At 69.4% G+C, this 19410-nt stretch carries 14 protein-coding genes; 4 read left to right on the top strand and 10 right to left on the bottom strand.

The window, feature by feature from the left end; all coding sequences use genetic code 11:
• Positions 1-24: 24 nt before the first annotated feature.
• Positions 25-231: a hypothetical protein gene (locus OD750_RS26855; protein WP_263542551.1), complete on the bottom strand. Its 207-nt coding sequence runs from the start codon at positions 229-231 to the stop codon at positions 25-27.
• Here OD750_RS26855 and OD750_RS26850 point away from each other — a divergent pair.
• The gene (locus OD750_RS26850) at positions 131-994 is read left to right on the top strand and encodes a LysR substrate-binding domain-containing protein (RefSeq protein WP_425508271.1); all 864 of its coding nucleotides are present in this window, start codon (positions 131-133) and stop codon (positions 992-994) included. The two genes, OD750_RS26855 and OD750_RS26850, sit on opposite strands and share 101 nt — an antisense overlap.
• 87 nt (positions 995-1081) lie before the next feature.
• Here the strand turns inward: OD750_RS26850 and OD750_RS26845 are convergent, their stop codons facing one another.
• Positions 1082-1402 (bottom strand): hypothetical protein, encoded by a 321-nt coding sequence (locus OD750_RS26845; RefSeq protein ID WP_263542553.1) that lies wholly within the window; start codon positions 1400-1402, stop codon positions 1082-1084.
• 957 nt (positions 1403-2359) lie between these two features.
• On the bottom strand, positions 2360-3277 hold the full coding sequence (locus tag OD750_RS26840) for a DUF2268 domain-containing protein (RefSeq protein WP_263542554.1): 918 nt from the start codon (positions 3275-3277) through the stop codon (positions 2360-2362).
• A gap of 121 nt (positions 3278-3398) precedes the next feature.
• On the opposite strand from OD750_RS26840, the gene OD750_RS26835 reads away from it, so the two are divergent.
• From OD750_RS26835 to OD750_RS26825, 3 genes are all read left to right on the top strand, one after another.
• Positions 3399-4187 carry a crotonase/enoyl-CoA hydratase family protein gene (locus OD750_RS26835; RefSeq protein ID WP_263542555.1) on the top strand — a complete coding sequence of 263 codons (789 nt, stop codon included), beginning with the start codon at positions 3399-3401 and terminating at the stop codon, positions 4185-4187.
• A gap of 103 nt (positions 4188-4290) precedes the next feature.
• Complete coding sequence (locus tag OD750_RS26830) at positions 4291-4581, top strand: hypothetical protein (RefSeq protein WP_263542556.1); 291 nt, start codon at positions 4291-4293, stop codon at positions 4579-4581.
• A gap of 500 nt (positions 4582-5081) precedes the next feature.
• Positions 5082-5927 carry a hypothetical protein gene (locus tag OD750_RS26825; protein WP_263542557.1) on the top strand — a complete coding sequence of 282 codons (846 nt, stop codon included), beginning with the start codon at positions 5082-5084 and terminating at the stop codon, positions 5925-5927.
• Between the two features lie 5 nt (positions 5928-5932).
• Here OD750_RS26825 and OD750_RS26820 read toward each other — a convergent pair whose 3' ends face one another.
• From OD750_RS26820 to OD750_RS26790, 7 genes are read right to left on the bottom strand one after another with little or no spacing between them, the layout of a single operon-like run.
• Complete coding sequence (locus OD750_RS26820; RefSeq protein WP_263542558.1) at positions 5933-7411, bottom strand: polysaccharide pyruvyl transferase family protein; 1479 nt, start codon at positions 7409-7411, stop codon at positions 5933-5935.
• 7 nt (positions 7412-7418) lie between these two features.
• On the bottom strand, positions 7419-8687 hold the full coding sequence (locus OD750_RS26815) for a cytochrome P450 (RefSeq protein ID WP_263542559.1): 1269 nt from the start codon (positions 8685-8687) through the stop codon (positions 7419-7421).
• A 16-nt stretch (positions 8688-8703) separates the two neighbouring features.
• Positions 8704-9465, bottom strand: a complete 762-nt coding sequence (locus OD750_RS26810; RefSeq protein ID WP_263542560.1) for an aspartyl/asparaginyl beta-hydroxylase domain-containing protein — start codon at positions 9463-9465, stop codon at positions 8704-8706.
• 29 nt (positions 9466-9494) lie between these two features.
• On the bottom strand, positions 9495-10340 hold the full coding sequence (locus OD750_RS26805; protein WP_272842195.1) for an aminoglycoside phosphotransferase family protein: 846 nt from the start codon (positions 10338-10340) through the stop codon (positions 9495-9497).
• A gap of 40 nt (positions 10341-10380) precedes the next feature.
• On the bottom strand, positions 10381-11226 hold the full coding sequence (locus OD750_RS26800; RefSeq protein WP_263542562.1) for an aspartyl/asparaginyl beta-hydroxylase domain-containing protein: 846 nt from the start codon (positions 11224-11226) through the stop codon (positions 10381-10383).
• Positions 11223-11966, bottom strand: a complete 744-nt coding sequence (locus OD750_RS26795; RefSeq protein WP_263542563.1) for an aspartyl/asparaginyl beta-hydroxylase domain-containing protein — start codon at positions 11964-11966, stop codon at positions 11223-11225. The genes OD750_RS26800 and OD750_RS26795 overlap by 4 nt, the downstream gene beginning before the upstream one ends.
• 49 nt (positions 11967-12015) lie before the next feature.
• A complete protein-coding gene (locus tag OD750_RS26790) occupies positions 12016-19401 on the bottom strand; it encodes a non-ribosomal peptide synthetase (protein WP_263542564.1) in 7386 nt (2461 codons plus the stop codon).
• Positions 19402-19410 lie beyond the last annotated feature (9 nt).

The raw sequence follows: 19410 nt of genomic DNA, 5'->3' as shown, positions 1-19410 counted from the left end.
TCTTCTCCGTGGCGCATGCGACTATCATGAAGTGCGATCAGCGTAGACCGCCGACTCGTCATGCTCAAACGCGCATTTTTCACCTTGAAGATGAGGACAATTCATCATCGGCACGCAACGTCTTCCCCCGCTGGCATCGCTGCGCGCCTTCGAGGCGACGGCGCGGCGATCGAGTTTCAAGGCCGCGGCCGAGGAACTGTTCGTCACGCCCACGGCGATCAGCCACCACATTCGCCAGCTCGAAACGCACGTGGGCGTTCGCGTGCTCGAGCGTTCGCCGCGCTCGGTCCGCCTGACGGACGAAGGCCGCGTGCTCTACGACGCCGTCGCGTCGGGCTTCGCGGAAATCGCCGGTGCGCTGGAGACGCTGCGCCGGCGGCAGGCGCCGGCCACGCTGACGCTGACCTCGACCACGGCTTTCCTGAGCCACTGGATGGTGCAGCGGCTGGGCGAGCTGCGCCGGCTGCTGCCGGACGTCGACCTGCGCCTGCATGCCTCGAACGAGATCGTCGCGTTGCGCGCGGGCGACGTGGACGTGGCCGTGCGCTACGGCAAGGGTCCGTTCGCCGGGGTCGCCGCGCATCCGCTGCGGGACGACGTATTCGCGCCGGTCTGCAGTCCGCGGCTGGGCGTGACGGCGCTCGACGATCTGCGCCGCGCCGCGTTGATCCACATCGACGGCCGGCGCATACCCGAACCGCCGCCGGACTGGCCGCGCTGGTGTGCGAAAGCGGAGCTGGCCGACCTCGATACGCGCTCCGGCGCGCGATTTCCGGACAGCATGCTGGCGGTACAGGCCGCGATCGCCGGCCAGGGCGTGGCGATCGTCAGTCTGGTGCTGGTGGCCGACGCGCTGGCCGCGGGCCTGCTCGTGGCGCCGTTCGCGCCGGTGCTTCCCGGCGAGACCTATCACTTCGTCTGCGCGCCTGGTCTGGAAGCGCATCGCGACGTGCTCGCCTTGCGGGCATTCCTTGAAAATTCGATGAAAAAATAAACCCGACGACGTCGTCGGCAAGCATTCCCGGAAACGAAAACGCCCCGGCATGACCGGGGCGTCCGCAAACGCATGCGCGACCGGGCGTTACTCGATCACGAATTCCTCGCCGTCGATCGCGCAGATGTCGATGCCGTATTCTTCGAGCGGCTCGCTGCCGTCGACTTCGTAGCGGAAGTCGTACTTGCAGGTCGACGTGCCGCTGATCGTCACTTCGAGCGTCGAGCCCGACGGAATGGAGCCCTGCAGGATGTTGTCGCCCCAGTTGTTGGTCGACGACGGCCCGCCGTACAACTTCTTCATCGTGCTGCCGGTCTTGTTGACGACCGAGAACGAGACGTCGCGCGCGCTCGCGGCCGACGAAAACATGACGAGCGCCGCGGCGGCGGCGAGCATGGTCTTGCGCATGAATGTATCCCCCTGTTTGGTGTAGTGCCGTTCGCGGCCGGTCACGCGCATGCGGCGCATGCGCCGACCGGCGGCCAACAATCAAGCGCAGGCGGCAGCCCGGAACTATCACGCGTTCACGGACCGTCGTTTCCCGCTCGAATCCCGTTCCAGAACGTGGGAGTTCGCGCGCCGCGGGCATGACGCGACGCACGGAGCAAGCCGCCGCTTCGGACCTGTCGTCCACAATCGTTGTTATTGGAAGATGTCGCGCGACGCGGCCGCGGCGATCGCGTCGCGGCGTCGCGAGCGCCCCGCCCCACCTTTCGCCAGGTGACGATCTACCGCACGACGCCCCACCCGCTCGACGACCCTCGTTGCGTATTCACTTAATTTTTCACCGCAAGACCGAATGGGCGCGGCGCCGGCAGCCTGTGCATGAACAGCGGCGTGGATGGCTACGTCTGCTTCACGACCTTCACGTCGACCGGCGGAAAGCTGCCGGACGAAGACTGGGCCGAGCTGTACGTCGTCTACTGCCCCGTGAACGGCTTCGGTTTCATCGACGAAAGGCAGCTCTACCCGAACAAGCGGCTTAACGACGTGCATTTCCGTCGGAGCGCGGGCCTGACGATCGAGTCCGGACTCGGCCTGCAGTTCTACTGCACCGACCGCAACCTGCCGCGGGAATTCAACGTCAACACGTTCGGCGAAGAGTCCGCGCGCCCGTCATCGAGGAACACGAATACTCGACCAGCCCGCCGCCGCGCGTCTTCGCGCCGCGGCGGAAGGACTCGCGTCCATGGACGCCGCGCCCTTTCAGGGGGATCGCGAAGAACGGGTCGTGCGGGATGCCCCCGCGGAGCGAGGCCGATGGCATCCGCTATTGGCCGAGTGAGCAGCAGGTGCTGCGCGGCCGGAACCAGCGAGCTGCTTTCGATTTGTCTGTTGCGGGCCACCAGGTCCGCGGTTCGCGCGTCAGTCGAGCGCGATCCCCGGACGCCAGCCGCTCTTGTCGAGAAACGCCTTCGCGTCGCTCACCTCGAGGATGTCGAGAACGGCCGCCTGCTTGTCCGGCGCGTGGCGGTAATAGGCCTTCGCGATGCGATAGCCGACCCAGTAGCCGAGGTCGCCGGGCCATTCGCGCGTACCGCGTCCGTTGTACAGCCAGATCGAGCCCATGGCCTTCTTGTCCCGATCGGCGACGAACGCTTTCTCCACTTCCGCCTCGCGCCCCTTCGTCGCGGCCTGCAGATGCCCGTAGCCGACCGCGCCCGACGTCAGCTCGGCGATGAACTCGGCGCCGCCTTCGAGCAGCGACGCCTTGAGCACCGTTTCGTCGTCATTTTCCACTTGTGCGCCCGGTTGCAGCACATGGCCGTATTCGTGTGCGATGACGTGCACGAAACGCGCTTCCGGGTCGGGATTGAGAAAGTCCACGGCGCACAGCGCTTCGAGGCCGATCATGACGCCGGACGCGTTGGCCGTGCCGACCGGCTTGCCCCGCCCGATCGCGAGCGTGACCGGCGGAAAGGCCGCTTTCGGATAGAGCCCGGCGAGCTTGTTCAACGCCTGGCCGAGCCGCACCCTGACCGCGGGCAGCACCGCGACGCAGCGTCGGGCCTCGGTGTACAGCGCGGGTTTTTCGGCGATCGCGGCGGCGATCCGCTCGCCGGTGATCCGGCGCAATCGGGCGAACTCGGCGAGGCCGGTGCTGCCCTTGTCCAGATAGTCGCGCTGCAGTTGTTCCTGCGTCGGCTTGCCGCCGGCCGCGTCGTAGATCGCATAGAAGCGGTCGACGTCGTCGACGCGGATTTCCGGCGCGGGCTGCGCCGATGCCGCCATCGCGGGGAGCAGGAACGACACCGCGCAGACGACGCGAATCGCAAGTTTCATGGAACGCCTTGAATGAGGGAAGCGGAAAGCACCGACGCACGGTCGCCGCCGAGAGTGTAAAGCCCGTTGTCGAACGTCGTTCAAACGCGCATTGCGCGATCGCCGTGATACGTTTGCACGCATGACGACCCTGCAGATCGAACGCCACGGCGACGTCGCCGTCGTGCGCCTGAACCGGCCGGACAAGCGCAACGCCGTGAGCTTCCGGATGCTGCGCGACCTCGACGCGGCGGCGCGCGCGCTGCGGCGCGACCGCGCGCTGCGCGCCGTCGTGCTGTGCGGCGCGGGCGAGGCGTTTTCGTCCGGCATCGACCTTGCGGACCTCGCCGAGCCGCGCCATCGGCTGTGGGCGGCGTGGCAGCTGATCAAGCCGGGACGCAGCCTGTTCCAGCAGGCGTTTCTCGTCTGGCACGAACTGCCGGTGCCCGTGCTCGCCGCGGTGCACGGCCATTGCTACGGCGCGGGCCTGCAGCTCGCGCTCGCGGCCGACATCCGCTTCGCCGCGCCCGACAGCCGGCTCTCCGTCATGGAAGCGCGCTGGGGCCTCGTGCCCGACATGGGGCTGACGCGCAGCCTTGCCGGGCTCGTGCGCCCCGACGTGGTCAAGGAGCTGACGTTCACCGCGCGCATCGTGCGCGGCGACGAAGCGCAGCCGCTCGGACTCGTCACGCACGTCGTCGACGATCCGCTCGCCGCGGCGCTCGCGCTGGCCGAAGAAATCGCGGCGCGCTCGCCGGACGCGGTGCTCGCGGCCAAGCGCGTGCTCGACGCGATGCGGCACCGGCCCCAGCGTGCGTTGCGGCTGGAAAAACGCTGGCAACTGCGCCTGCTGCGAGGCCGCAACGCCGCCGTGGCGCGCAAGCGCGCGTCGGCGCCGGACACGCCGTTCGTGCCGCGGGAATACGACTGAGAGGCCTTCTTCACGCGACGAAAACCTGCCAAACGTTACCGGCGACATTCGAAAATAGCGGGTGTAGTATCCAAGTGGTCCAATCCACAACGTCAGGTGTCCCGTGAAAACGATCGCACTTGCTCGTATCGCCGTGGGGTTGCTCGCGTTGGCTTTTGCGCCGTCGAACCCCGTTCAGGCGAAGGAAGACAGCAGCCGCTGCGACTGCTGGTACGACGGCTACGACGCCTTCAAGAGCAACGAAGGCAAATCGTCCTGCACGAATCCCCCGCCGCTTTCCAGCGCGAACGAATGCGACCGCGACCAGAAGCAGAAGCAGCTGTGGTCCGACGGCTGTCTGGCGCATGCCGAGAACGAAGCCAGGAAGTGCCCGTACAAGTCCGCGAGCGACTGAGCCCGCACGGGTCGGCGAACATCCTTCTCGCGCCGCACGGGCACGAACGACGCCCGCGCTGCGCGACGCCTGCGCCCGAAAACCCCGCGCCGACCGTCGCGCCGTACACGGGACCTGCACAAGAGGTGTGCACAATACGTCCCAATGTCGGCATTGTGGCTTTTTGAAGTTCTTGCGGCGCACGGCGAACCTTCCGGCGCAGTGCCGACAGCGACCATCGGTCTTCACCATTGTCTTCCGCCCGTCGCCACGTAGATGACGGGTGTCAGGCTGTCGAGGCGGCTGTAAGGGGCGTGCACTTTCCACCCGTTCGTGCACGGGACGACCCACGTCGGCGCGGTGTCCCCGCGAAAGCCGATCAGCCACGCGACGGCGCGACGGGCGGGAGCAATCCCCGGCCAGCGGATGCCGGCCGCCGACGCTCCGCGCCGCCCGACATTTGTATATTCCAATAGAACGCGTAAAACTTGCGCGCATCGCCGCGCCGCAAGGAGTACGCCATGAAAGCCGCAGTACGCCGCCTGCTGATGTCGCTCGTGCCGATTTTCTTCCTGCTCGGCGCCGCCTCGGCGCAAAACCCGTCCACCTGCACGCAGAACTGCCCCGCGCCCTACGTTCCCAACGCGTTCTGGACGACGCAATACGGTACTGCGTCCGCCAATATCGTGCTGTCGCCCACCAATTTCCTCGCCTGCTCGTCGACGTCGTACGCCCTGTGCTTCTACTCCGGCCCGAATACCGCGCCGAAGAAAAAGCGCGGCTCCCCTGCGCTGCCGGCATTGCCCTGCCGCGTGTCGAACGACGATGAGGGCATCGCGAACTGCGGCTGCTACGCCGAGTCGGGTACGTCGTACGTCGACATCCATGCGATCCGCAACACCGAGGCCTATATCGAGACCGTTCGCGTCTGCGGGCTGGACGGCGCGAAGTGCGCCAACCTGCTCTCGAGCGAGCTGCCCGACAAGGTTTCGTCGGTGACGGGCGGAACGCCGACGGCCCTGCCGACCGCGCCGGTCTGCGGCTATCTCGAGGCCGATGCGGGCGGCAAGGCGCCGATGGCGCCCGATGCCGAGCTGGTGTCGACCTTCAGCTTCGCGCGCGTCAAGAGCTACGGACTCGCGCAGACGAGTTGCACGAGCACGCCCGCGCCGTATGCCGGCTGCATGACGGCGTCGTGCACGTTCGAGCGCGACGCGAAAGGCAAGTCGACCGGATTCGCGACGTGCCGCTGTCCGATCTATACCGGGCCGTTTCAGGTCGGCCAGGCCGACGCCGCCTGCGACCTCGGCGGCGGCAACGTCTGGTCGGCGGGCTATGCGCCGGGGTCGGGCGGCGCCGCGCAGTAGCCGTCTCAGGCCGCGCGCTCGCCCGCCGCGCGCGCGTCGGCCTCGTCGAGCACGCGTTGCAGCCGCGCCGAGAGCGGCGGCAGAAACGCCCGCCACTGCCGCGGCAGCGGCGACGGCGGAAAGTCCGGGAACACCCGCACCACTTCGTCGTGCAGCCGCAGCCCCATCGAACCCATGGCCTGGATCTGCCGTGCGACGAGACCGTCGCACGCCGCGCGCAGGTCGGCGCCGGCCGACGCGTCCACCGCGCCGATCAGCGCGTCGGTCAGCCGCGCGTCGTCGCACGCGAAGAACCAGTCGCGCAGTCCGTTCTCGGTGAAGAGATTGCGGATACGCTCGTCGAGCGCGATGCCGATGGTCGTCACGCCGGCGTTCAGCGACAGCACCGCGGCGTGGAAACGCGACGTGACCACGAGCGACGCGTTGTGCAGCAGCGCGACGATCGACGCGGCCGGCCACTCGCCGCTGACGAACGCCGGCAGCGGTTCGCGCACGATCGCGTTGAGGCGCGCGCAGGTGCGCCCGTCGAGTTTTTCCATCGCGACGAGCACCGGAAACCGGCCGGTCGCGCGCAGATGCGCGATCGTCGCGGCCAGCGTGTCGAGATAGCCGGCAAACGCGGCGTCGGCGGCCTCGGACGTCGTGTGGAACAGCACGCCGTCGTAGTGCAGATCGGCGTGCAGGCCCGCTTCGGCCAGTTCGCGCGCCTTGGCGAAGTCGACGCGGATCGGCCAGCAGAACGGATTCATCGGGCAGACGACGGCGAGCGGCTTGCGACCGTCCCAGCCTTGCGCGCGCAGCGTGTCGCGCGCGCCGGCGAGCGCGTCGTCGCCGGGATCGAACGTCCACGCCGTGTCGGCGCCGAGCCGCGACGGCACGCCGAGCGCACGCAGCTGATCGTGCGTGGTGCGGCTGCGCGCGACGATCAGGCCGCGGTCGCACGCGCGCGCGACGAAGGCCTGCAGGCGCTCGCTCATGCGCCCCGATTCGGCGCCGTAGGCGACCGCGAGGCGGCCCTGCCGCGCCGAAAGGCCGATCGCGCCGGCGAAGGTCGCGCTGAGAATATCGCTGAATTTCGACGTGAACATCGACCCTTCGCAGGCGATCACGCCGTCGAGGCCGGCCAGTCGCGGGGCGATGAAATCGGGAAAGTAGCCGTCGAACGGCGTCTTGGCGAGCGCATCGAGCACCGGATCGAGCGGCACCTTGCCCATCACGACGATGCGCGGATCGAAGCCGGCGTGGCCGAACACCGTCTGCATCTGGCGCACCATTTCGCGCACCCGGATGTCGGCGCCGACGTTGCCTTTGCCGGTGTAGCCGAGCAGCAGCGGTCGCAGCGGCTGCGCGCGCCAGTCGCGACGCGCGCGCGGCGCTGTCGACGCGCGCGCGAGCAGCGCGTCCATCTGCCGGATGAACACGCCGTCGGGATCGGCCGCGGCGGCGAACTGGCGCTCGGATGCGCTTTGTGCATTTTGCGTCATAACGACCCTATCGTTTCGTCCTGCGGTGCAGACGCACCGGCAGGTGCGAATAGCCCTTGATGAACGTCGACGGCGTATACGTGGGCTCGCCGACCGTTTCGACCGCATCGAAGCGGTCGAGCAGTTCCTCCCACAGCACGCGCAGCTGCAGATCGGCCAGGCGCAGGCCGATGCAGCGATGCACGCCGAAGCCGAACGACAGGTGCTTCGCCACGTTCTTGCGGTCGATGCGAAACGCGTGCGGATCGTCGAACACCGACGCGTCACGATTGCCCGACGCGTACCAGATCAGCACTTTCTCGCCCGCGCGGATGCGCTTGCCGCCGAGCTGCGTGTCGAACGCCGCGGTGCGCCGCATGTACGCCACCGGCGACTGCCAGCGGAACGTTTCGGCGACGGCGCCCGCGAGCAGGCTGCGATCGTCGCGCAGGCGGCGGTATTCGTCGGGGAAGCGGTTGAGCGCCACCACGCCGCCGGTGATCGAATTGCGCGTCGTGTCGTTGCCCGCGACGATCATGAGAAGAATATTGCCGAGAAATTCGCTCGGCCGCAGAAACTTCTGCCCGTGCCCGTGCGCGAGCACCGAGACGAGATCGGAGCGGTCGCCGCCGGCGCGTTCGTCCTTGATGCGCGTGAACTCGCGCAGGCACTCCATGAGGTCGGCCTGGCGGTCTTCCCAGCGCAGGCTCGCGCCGTCCTCGCGCGCGTTCTTGAGCACCGCGCGGTCCGACCATTCGATCAGGCGGTGCCGCTCCTCGAACGGAAAGTCGAACAGCGTCGACAGCACGAACGACGTCAGCTCGATCGACACGCGCTCGACCCAGTCGAACGTCTCGCCCACCGGCAGTTCGTCGAGGATCGCCCGGGTGCGGGCACGGATGCCGTCCTCGAGCGTCGCGACGTGGATCGCCGAAAACAGCGGTTTGAGCGCCTCGCGATACGCGGTGTGCCGCGGCGGGTCCATCGCGAGGAACATCGAGATGTCGAACCCCTCGGGCATGTCTTCGACGAGCGAGATGTCGCGGGACGAGAACACCTTGTGGTTCGTGTCGACCGCCATCGCGTCGTCGTAGCGCGTAACGCTCCAGAACGCGCCGCTATCGCTGCCGTGCTGCAGATGCACCGGATCTTCGGCGCGAAGACGGTCGAACACCGCTTCGTGATTGTCGTCGTGGAACAAGCGCGGACAAGTGAGATCGATCGCCTCGATCGGCATCGACGCGACGTCGGCGTAGCGGCCGTCGGCGGGTATCGCGGTGTGGGCGAGCGCGTTCATCGACTGGCTCCGTGGGTCACGCGCGGCCGAACAGGCGGTCGCGCCCGAGCGCGTAGCGATACGCCAGGCGATACAGCGCGAGCGTGAACGCCTGCCCGCGCGCGCCGCCGAACCAGCGCTTGAGCCACGGTTTACGCTGATACGCCGTTTCGTGGTAGATCGCGGCGAGCACGCGGCTGGACGTCGCGACCGTCGCGTGCGCGAACTCGGGGCGCATCACGTCGACGACGAGGATGTAGCGCTTGGCATCGGTGTTGTTCCACGCGGTGTGCTGGTGCGCGTCGCAGAACATCAGGAACCTGCCCTCGTCCCAGCTGCGCGTTTCGGTGCCGACGCGAAACGCGCAGCGCGGTGCCGGCGCGGGCACGACGAGCCCCATGTGGCACCGGATGATCGCATTCGTGTTGCCCATGTGCGGTTTGATCGTCGTATCGCCCTCGAGCAGGTTGAACGACGCCGCGGTCAGGTGCGGAATCTTCCGGATGATCTCCCACGATTTCGGAAACAGCGCGCAATTTTCAACGGAACGCTGCGTCCAGAACATGAGGCCGAGCGTCTTCCACTGGTTCGGCCGCGACGTCATCTTCTCGTTCATGTACGGCGTGAGCTGCGCCTCCTGCGCCGCGAGCACCGCGAGCACCTCGTCGCGAATCACGGTCCATTGCGCCTCCACCTCGCGCACCCACGCGAACTGCGCGGTGTCGTAGAAGAACGGCTCGCTGCCGCGAAACGGCACGGGGTCGTCGGCGAACCACATTTCGGATCGAACGCTGGACATGTCGGGCACCTGGGTTGTGGATACGACGGTCAGGCCGGCAGCGCGCCGCGCAGGCGCGGCAGTGCGACGGCGATGAGCCTTGCGATGCGGCGCGAGGATTCGGGCGGCAGTTCTTCCCTGAGCCTCGCCGCAGCGCATACGACGAGCCAGCGGCGCAGCTCCGGCAGACGCGAACGGTCGCCCGCGAAGTAGCGCCGCACGTACACGGCGCTGCGCAGCAGGCAGTAGATGCGCGCGGCGCGCGAGCCGTAGTCGGCCGACTGCGCGACCGGATAGCGCAGGATGATCGCAGTGCGCGCGACGTCGGCGAGCGGATTGCCGTTGACGGCGTCGCCCCACTCCGTCGCGATCGTCGTGTCGCCGTCGACGAGGACGTGGCTCGGATGCAGATTGCCGTGGCACACGCGCTCGCCGTCCGGCAGCGCTTCGAGCGTGCGATAGAGCGTGCGGCGCGCATCGAGCGACAATCGTCCGGCCGACAGCACGTCCTCGCCGAGCCGCATTTTCTGCGATGGCAAGCCTTCTACGGCCGGCGTTTCGTGGATGTGGCGGTGCAGCTGCGCGATGCGGTCGGTCAGCCCGAACAGGCGGCCCGGATGCCGGCTGTACAGCGCCGAGAGCCGCTCGCCCGGCACGCGTTCGAACACGATGCCGACGCGGCCGTCGCGCCGGCGCACCGGCGCGCGGTCGACGCGCAGGCTCGGCAGCCCCCCGGCATGCACGAGCCGCGACGTCTGCGCCTCGCGTTCGATCCGCTCGATCGGCACGTGTGCTCGAAAGAGCTTCACGAGGCCGTTGCCTTCGATCGGGAACAGCTCGTAGTCCTTCTTGCTGGCGATCGTCTCGCCGTCCGGCGTCAGTCGTTCGTCGTACATTGCGCCCCCTTGCGACCCGATGGCATTGCGACGGACGGGCTCACGGCAGCCGCGCGCGCAGGCGCACCTTGCCGTACCAGATCAGCTTAGACACTTTGTGCAACAAGGTATTGATCCACTTAACCTTGGCATACGGTCGCAGCCACGCCTTGTGCTGGTACATCACCTCGACGTAGATCTTGCCGAGCACCTGGGCCGCGATCCAATGCCGGATTCCGGCGTACTGCGGCAGGATCACGTCGAACGAGATCACGTAGCGGTTCTGGTCGGTGTTGTTCCACGCGGTGTGCTCGCGCGCGTCGTTGAAGATGAATACCTTGCCCTCCTCCCACGACGTCATCTCGTTGCCCACGCGAAAGCCGCAGCGCGGCAGCGGCGCGGGCACGACGAGGCCCATGTGACAGCGCAGCATCGCGTCGGTGTCGCCGATGTGCGGCTTGATCGTCGAGTGCGGTTCGAGAAGATGGATCGAGCACGACGTGAGGTTCGGGATGTCCTTGAAGATTTCCCAGGTTTTCGGAAAGCGCGCGATGTTCTCTTTCGACTTCATCGTCCAGTACATGAGGCCCGCGGTGCGCCACGCGGCCTTCTTGTCGGTCTTGGCGATGTCCTTGTAGGGCTCGAGGCCGCTGTCGGCGATGTTCAGCGCGGCCAGGAGCTCGGCGCGGATCGTCCGCCAGTTCGCCTCCACGTGCGGCACGAACGAATACTGGCTCGGGTCGTACAGGAACGGCATGCCGGCCGGATACGGCACCGAGCTGTCGGACAGCCACGGGCGCGGCCGGCGCCGGAACAGCGACTTGAAGCGCTCGCCCCACGACGGCGACGATGCGGATGCGGCGGGCGCCACCGACGAGGCGGACGCGGTTTCGACGATGCGGTTCATGCGGCGCTCCTCGACAGCGGCAGATAGCTCAGGGCTCGCAGGAGCCCGGTCACGGCGGCCTTGCCGAAACGGCCGCTCGCGTAGCGCTTGAGCCAGGCGAAACGCTGGTAGTAGATTTGTAGCGAAATGGACGCAAGCACGCGGCTCGATACGCGGCGCTTGAGCGCGACGTATTCCGGACGCATCACGTCGACGACGAGGATGTAGCGCCGCCGCTCGGTGTTGTTCCAGGCGGTGTGCTCGTGCGCGTCGCAGAACATCAGAAACTTGCCGTCTTCCCAGCTGCGGATCTCGCTGCCGACGCGAAACGCGCAGCGTGGCGCCGCTGCCGGCACTTCAAGGCCCATGTGGCAGCGGATGATCGCGTTGGTGTCGCCGTTGTGCGGCTTGATCGTGGTGTTTGGCTCCAGCAGATTGAACGAGATCGCGCAGATGTTCGGCACGTTCTTCAGGATCGCCCACGTCTTGGGCGCGCGGCGGCAGTTCGCCTCGTGCTTGACGCTCCAGAACATCAGGCCGAACGTTTTCCACTGGTTCGGCCGCGACGTCATCATGCGGTTGGCGTACGGCGTCAGCGCGGTGTCGTCCTCGACGAGCGCGTACAGCTCGTCGCGAATCGTTTCCCACTGCGACTCGACCTCCTTCACCCACGCGAAGTCGTCGGTGTTGAAATAGAACGGTTCGGTGCCGTTGAACGGCGTGCCGTCTTCGGCGAACCAGGGCTTGCTGACCGCGCTCATCGCTCGTCTCCCCTATGTGGCAGCTTGTTCACAATGATTCATCGTTTCGTCACTCGGCCGCCGCGGCGCGCGGCGTTGCGCGCGCGCGATGCGACGCTGCGAGCCCGTCGCCGATCTGGCGCGCCGCCGGCGTGCGCAGAATCGAATAGTGATCGCCCGGCACCACGTCGATCGCCATGCCGCCGGCCGCGTAGGCGCCCCACGCCTGCGTCGGATTGCGCTTGAGCAGATCGAGCGAATCCATCGCCATCGCCAGATCGACGCGGCCCGCGTACGGCTTCGGCGCGTAGCGCGTCCACGCCTTGTACGCGGCCCTGTACGCGGCGATGCGCGCGGCGAACTCCTCGCGCGAGAAGTCGGCCGGCAGCACGCCCAGCGACTGGAGCGCCGCGAGCGCCTGCATGCGCGGATCGGCGTCGGTGCCGGTGTCGGCATCGAGGAACCAGTCGGGCGCGAGCTTGCCGCCGCTCGACAGCACGAGATCGCGCACGAACGCGTCGAGCACCTGGTTGTCGTCGAGGTCGGCCGAATCGAGCCGCGGATCGAACGGATAGCTGTCGAGCAGCGTGACGCCCGCGACGTCCTCGCCGGCCTCTCGCAGCTGCCGCGCCATCTCGAACGCCACGACGCCGCCGAGCGACCAGCCGCACAGCGCGTACGGCCCCTGCGGCTGCACGCTGCGCATCGCCTGCACGTACAGCCCCGCGAGCGCCTCGACCGTGCCGGGCGCGCGCGCCGCGTCGGCCGCGCGCAGGCCGTACAGCGGCATCTGCCCCTTGAGCTGCCGGGCGAGCTCGGCGTAGCACAGCACGCCGCCGCCGGGCGAATGCGCGAGGAACAGCGCCGGCCCCGTGCCGCCCGGTTCGATGACGCTGACGGTGCGCGCGATTTCCTCGGGCTTGAAGCGCGGCGCGCGCGCCACGTTGCGGAAAATACCGAGCCGCTGCATGAGGCGCGCGAACCAGCTCGGCCCGCTCGCCGGCGGCGCCGCCGCGGCGGCCGGCGCGTCGGCCGTGCCGGCCGCGTCGCGCAGCGCGCGCACGTGCCGCGCGAGGTGCGCGACCGTGCCGTCTTCGAACAGCGCGACGAGGTCGATGCGCACGCCCCACATCGCCTCGATGCGCGAACGCAGCGACAGCGCGTTGAGCGAGTGGCCGCCGTAGCGGAAGAAGTTGTGGTTGATGCCGGCCGGCTTGTAGTCGAGCAGCGCCTCCCACATCGCGACGAGTTCGCGCTCGACGTCGTCGCGCGGCGGCACGAGATCGTCGGTGTCGACATAGCGCTCGATCGCCGGCTTCGGCAGCGCGCGCCGGTCGATCTTGCCGCTCGGCGCGAGCGGCAGCTCGTCGAGCGTCACGATCGCGGCCGGCACCATGTAGTCCGGCAGCTGCGTGCGCAGCGACGCGGCGAGCGTATCGCCGTCGATCGCGCCGGCATCGGCGTCGACGACGACGTAGCCGACGAGGCGCTTGTCGCCCGGCACGTCCTCGCGTGCGACGACCGCGGCCTGCCTGACGCCGTCGAGACGGCGCAGCGCCGATTCCACCTCGCCCAGTTCGATGCGGAAGCCGCGAATCTTGACCTGGTCGTCGGCGCGGCCGACGAAGTCGAGGCTGCCGTCCTGGCGATAGCGCACGCGATCGCCGGTGCGGTACAGCCGCGTGCGCGCGTGCGTGTCGACCGGATCGGCGACGAAGCGTTCGGCGGTCAGCGCCGGCTGGTTGCGATAGCCGCGCGCGATGCCCGCGCCGCCGACGTACAGCTCGCCGACGATGCCGACCGGCACCGGCTGTCCGGCGTCGTCGAGCACGCGCACGAGCATGCCGTCGATCGGACGTCCGATGGTCGGTCGGGCGTCGTTGTCGCCGGCCGGCGCGATCGGCGCGCACGTCGTGACGACGGTCGCCTCGGTCGGGCCGTAGGCGTTGTACAGCGCGAACGGCAGGCCCGCGGGCGGCGCGCGGTACAGCACGTCGCCGCCGGTCAGGAGCGCGCGCAGCGCCGTGTCGGCCGGCCACGCCTCGTCGAACGTCGCTTCGGCGAGCGGCGTCGGCATGAACGCGAGCGTGATGCGCGAGGCCGCGAGCCATGCGACCAGCGCGGTCGGCGACGCGCGCGTCGCATCGTCCGCGATGTGCAGGCTGCCGCCGTTCGCGAGCGCCGCCCACCATTCGAGCTGCGTCGCGTCGAACGCGGCGCCCGCGAGCTGCGAGCAGCGGTCGGCCGCGTCGATGTCGAAGGTCGCCGTCTGCCACGCCACGAGGTTGGCGAGCGCGCCGTGCTCGACCTCCACGCCCTTGGGCCTTCCGGTCGAACCCGACGTGTAGATGACATACGCGAGATCGTTCGCGGCGATGCGGTGCGCCGGCACGGCGCCCGGCGCAGCTTCGTGCGCCGCGTCGACGGCGACGCGCGCGACGCGCGACGCGGCATCGCCGAGATCGACCGTGTCGCCCTCGCGCACGAGCACCATCGACACCTGCGCGTCGCCGAGAATGTAGGCGAGGCGCTCTGGCGGATTGGCGATGTCGAGCGGCAGGAACGCGCCGCCCGCCTTGAGCACCGCGAGCGCCGCCACGGCCGTTTCGATCGAGCGCGGCAGCGCGAGCGCCGCCACCTGGCCCGGCTGCAGTCCCTGCCGAGCGAGTGCGTGCGCGAGACCGTCGGTACGCGCGTCGAGTTCGGCGTACGTCAGGCTGCGCGCGCCGTCGGCGATCGCGAGCGCCTGCGGCGCGCGCGCGGCATGCGCGCGGAAGCGGCCGACCACGTCGTCGGCCTCCGCCGCCGGCATCGCGCCGCGACCCCAGGCGATCAGTTGCTCGCGCTCGTCGACCGTCACGAGCGGCAGCGCCGACAGGCGCGTCCGCGGCGACAGCAGCGCCGCGTCGAGCAGCAGGCGGTAGTGCTCGACCATGCGCTCGATCGTCGCGCGATCGAAGAGATCGGTGCTGTATTCGAAGAGGCCGAGCAGGCGGTCCTGCTGTTCCTGCAGGAACAGGCTCAGGTCGAACTTCGACGCCTTCGGCGTCAGCGCCATCGGTTCGATGTCGATGCCGTCCAGGCGCAGCGGCGAATGCGGCGCGTTCTGCAGCACGAACATCGACCGGAACAGCGGCGAGCGCTGCCAGCGGCGCTCGTGGCCGAGCCGTTCGATCAGGCGCTCGAGCGGCAGGTTCTGGTGCGCGAACGCGCCGATCGCGGTGTCGCGCACGCGCCCCACGGCCTCGTCGAACGACGGGTCGCCCGAAAGGTCGGTACGCATCACCAGCGTGTTGACGAAGAAGCCGACGAGCGGCTCGAGCTCCTGCCGCGTGCGGTTGGCCACCGGCACGCCGAGCACGATGTCGTGCTGGTCGCTGTAGCGCGACAGGAGCGCCTTGAAGCCCGCGAGCAGCACCATGAACGGCGTGGCGCCGGCGCGGTGCGCGAACGCCTTGACCGCGGCGAGCGTCGATGCGTCGAGACCGAACGTCACGACGCCGCCGGACGGGGTCTGCTTGAGGTTCTTCGGCCGGTCGGTCACGAGCGCGAGTTCCGGCGGCGCGTCGCGCAGGCGTTCCTGCCAGTAGAACAGCAGCTCCTCGAGCACGCCGAAGTTCATCCAGTCTTCCTGCCACGCGGCGAAGTCGGCGTACTGCACCGGCAGCGGATCGAGCGCGGCCGGCACGCCGCGCGCGAAGCCGGTGTAGAGCTGCGAGAACTCGCGCAGGAACACCTCCATCGACCACGCGTCGGTGACGATGTGGTGCATGCCGACGACGAGCGCATGCTGGTGCGGGCCGAAGCGCAGCAGATGGACGCGCACGAGCGGCCCCTGCTGCAGGTCGAACGGCAGGTCCATATCGGCGTCGACGAGCGCGCGCGCCTTCTCGCGCGCGACGTCGGCCGGCAGCGATTCGAGATTCGTCAGCGCGATGCCGATCGTGCGGCGGCGGTCGACGATCTGCACGAGGCGTCCGTTCGGCTCCATCGCGAAACGCGTACGCAGAATCTCGTGGCGCTCGACCATCGCGTCGAGGCTGCGCTGCAGCGCGGCCGGATCGAGCGCGCCGCGCAGCGCGTGCAGCGAGTGCACGTTGTACGCGGCCGACGCCGGGTCGAGCTGCTGCAGAAACCACAGGCGCTGCTGCGCGTGCGACTGCACGAACGTGTCGGTGTCGTCGCCGCTGCGCAGCTGCGGCAGCACCGGCGGCGCGACCGACATCTGATCGTTCCAGCGCCGCGCGTCGATGCCGTCGGCGAGCGCGGCGACGCTGCCGGCTTCGAACAGCGCCTGCAGCGGCAGCTCGGCGCCGAGCGCGGCCGACAGCCGCGACACCACGCGCGTGGCGAGCAGCGAATGGCCGCCGAGCCGGAAGAAATTGTCGTTCGCGCCGACCGCGCGGCCGCCGAGCGCGTCGCCGAGCACGTCGGCCCACGTCTGCGCGACGAGCCGCTGCGTCGGCGTCGCCGGTTCCACGTACGGCTCGGCGTCGAACGACGGCTGTGTCGCGCGCAGCGCGGCAAGATCGAGCTTGCCGTTGCGCGTATACGGCAGCTGGTCGAGCACGCGCAGCGCCGCCGGCACCATGTACGACGGCAGCACGCGGCGCGCGCCGGCGAGCACCTGCTCGTGATCGAGGCTCGCGCCGGGCGCCGCCGCGACGTATGCGTCGAGGCGCCGCTCGATGCCCTCGCCGCGCGCGACGACCGCGGCCTGGCGCACGCCCGGCTGCGCGAGCAGCGCGGCCTGCACTTCGCCGAGCTCGATGCGATAGCCGCGAATCTTCACCTGATCGTCGCTGCGGCCGGCGAAGTCGAGCGTGCCGTCGCCGCGCCAGCGCGCGCGGTCGCCGGTGCGATACAGCCGCGCGGCGCCCGCCGCATCGAACGGATCGATGCCGAAGCGCGCAGCGGTCAGTTCGGGATGATTGCGATAGCCGCGCGCGACGCCGGCGCCGCCGATGCACAACTCGCCGATCACGCCGATCGGCGCGGGGTTGCCGGCGGTGTCGAGCACGCGCACGACGGCGCCGTCGATCGGCCGGCCGATCGTGATGTCGGCCGCGGCGTCCGACGGCGCGAACGCCGCGCACGTCGTAACGACCGCGGCTTCGGTCGGACCGTAGTCGTTGTACAGCGTGAACGGCAGCGCGGCCGACGGCGTGCGGTGCAGCGCGTCGCCGCCGACGAACAGCGCGCGCAGCCGCGTCGCGGCGGGCCAGCGTTCGTCGAGCGCGGCATGCGCGAGCGGCGTCGGCATGAACGCGACGGCGATGCCGTGCGTGGCGAGCCACGCGATCAGCGCGCGCGGCGAGGCGCGCGTCGCATCGTCCACAATGTGCAAAGTGGCGCCCGCGGCGAGCGCGCCCCACCATTCGAGCTGCGCGGCATCGAACGCGGCACCCGCGAGCTGCGAACACGCGTCGCCCGCGGCGACGGCGAGCGTGCGCACGTGCCAGTCGACGACGTTGGCGAGCGCGCGCTGCGGCACTTCCACGCCCTTGGGCCGGCCGGTCGAACCCGAGGTGTAGATCACGTAAACGGTGTCCTCCGGCGCGACGTCGCGCTCCGGCGCGCTCGTCGGCAGGTCGGCGTCGAGCGTGTCGAGCGCGATGCGCGGCACGATCGTGCCGTCGAGATCGACCTCGTCGGCCGCGCGCGTGAGCACGAACGCGGCCTTCGCGTCGTCGAGCACGAATGCGAGGCGCTGCGGCGGGCTCGCGGTATCGAGCGGCAGATATGCGCCGCCGGCCTTTAGCGCCGCGAGCATGCCGATCGCCATGTCGACCGACCGCTCCATCGCGAGCGCGACGAGCGCGCCGCGCCCGACGCCCTGGCGGCGCAGCGCGTGCGCGACGCGATTGGCCGCGTGATCGAGTTCGCCGTAGCTGACGCGGCGTGCGCCGTCGACGAGCGCGATCGCGTGCGGATCGCGCGCCGCGTGCGCCTCGAAGCGCGCGCAGACGTCGCGCGCGCGCGGCGCCGGCGCGCCCTCGCCCCAGCGCAGCACCGTCTCGCGTTCGGCGTCCGAGGCAAGCGGCAGCGCCGACAGCACGGTATCGGGCTTGTCGAGCGCGCCTTCGAGCAAGCGCGCGTAGTGGCCGACCAGCCGGTCGATCGTGGCGCGGTCGAAGAGATCGCTGCGGTACTGCAGGTCGAGCCGCAGGCCGTTGTCGTGCTCGACCGCGACGACGGTCAGGTCGAACTTCGCGACGGTCGGCGTTTCGGTCGCGGTTTCGAGAAAGCGCGGGCCGTCGTCGGCCGCGCCCGATTCGCTCGCGAACGAGAACATGCAGCGGATCAGCGGCGTTTCGCCGAATTCGCGCGCGACGCCGACCTCCTCGACGACTTTTTCGAACGGCAGATCCTGATGGTCGAACGCGTCGAGCGCGCTCGCGCGCACGGCGGCGACGATGTCGCGGAAGCTCGGGTCGCCCGAGAGGTCGGTGCGCAGCGCGAGCGTGTTGACGAAGAAGCCGATCAGCGGTTCGAGCTGTTCGCGTCCGCGGTTTTCGACCGGCGTGCCGACGATGATGTCGCTCGCGTCGCCGTAGCGCGCGAGCAGCACCTTGAAGCCGGCGAGGCAGACCATGAACGCGGTCGACCCGGTGTCGGCGGCGAGGCGGCCGATGCCCTCGCGCACGCGCGCCGGCAGCGCGATGCTCGCGTGCGCGCCGTTCGCGCCGGCGGCGGGCCGGCGCGAACGGTCGTACGGCAGTGCCGTCGCGGCCGGGGCGTCGGCGAGCTTGTCCTTCCAGTAGTCGGCCTGCCGCGCGTAAAGCTCGCCGTCGAGGCGGCGGCGCTGCCACGCCGCATAGTCGGCGTATTGGATCGACAGCGGCGCGAGCGGCGATTCGCGGTCGTCGGCGAACGCGCGATACAGCGTTTTGAGCTCGTGCAGGAACACGCGCAGCGACCGCGCGTCGGCCACGATGTGGTGAATGCAGAAAAGGACGATGGCGCCGTCGTCGCCGGCATCGACGATGCAAAGGCGCAGCAGCGGTCCGCGCGCGAGATCGAACAGGCCGGTCGCGTCGGCGGCGGCGAGGCGCGCGATTTCGGCGGCGCGCGCCGTCGCGTCGAGCGTTGAAATATCGATGCGCGGCACGTCGAGGTTCAGCGTCTCGTGCACGATCGCGCACGGCTCGCCGTCGCGCTCGACGAACGTCGTGCGCAGCGCCTCGTGTCGCGCGACGATCGCGTTCAGCGCGCGCGCGAGCACCGCCGCATCGACGGCGCCGCGCGTACGCAGCGCGACCGGTACGTTGTACGCGGGCGACCCGGGATGCAGGCGCTCGAGAAACCACAGCCGCTGCTGCGCATGCGACACGGCCGCCGCCTCGCCCGCCGGCCGCGGCGCGATCGCATCCTGCGCGTCGCGCGCGATGCCCTGCTTGGCCAGCGTCAGCGCGATCAGCCGTTCCTGTTCCGGGGTCAGACCTTGGTTGCGCATGTGCGTATT

Source organism: Tahibacter soli (genome assembly GCF_025717065.2).
Classification (GTDB): Bacteria; Pseudomonadota; Gammaproteobacteria; order Xanthomonadales; family Rhodanobacteraceae; genus Tahibacter; species Tahibacter soli.
This window is presented reverse-complemented; position numbering and strand designations above follow the sequence as displayed.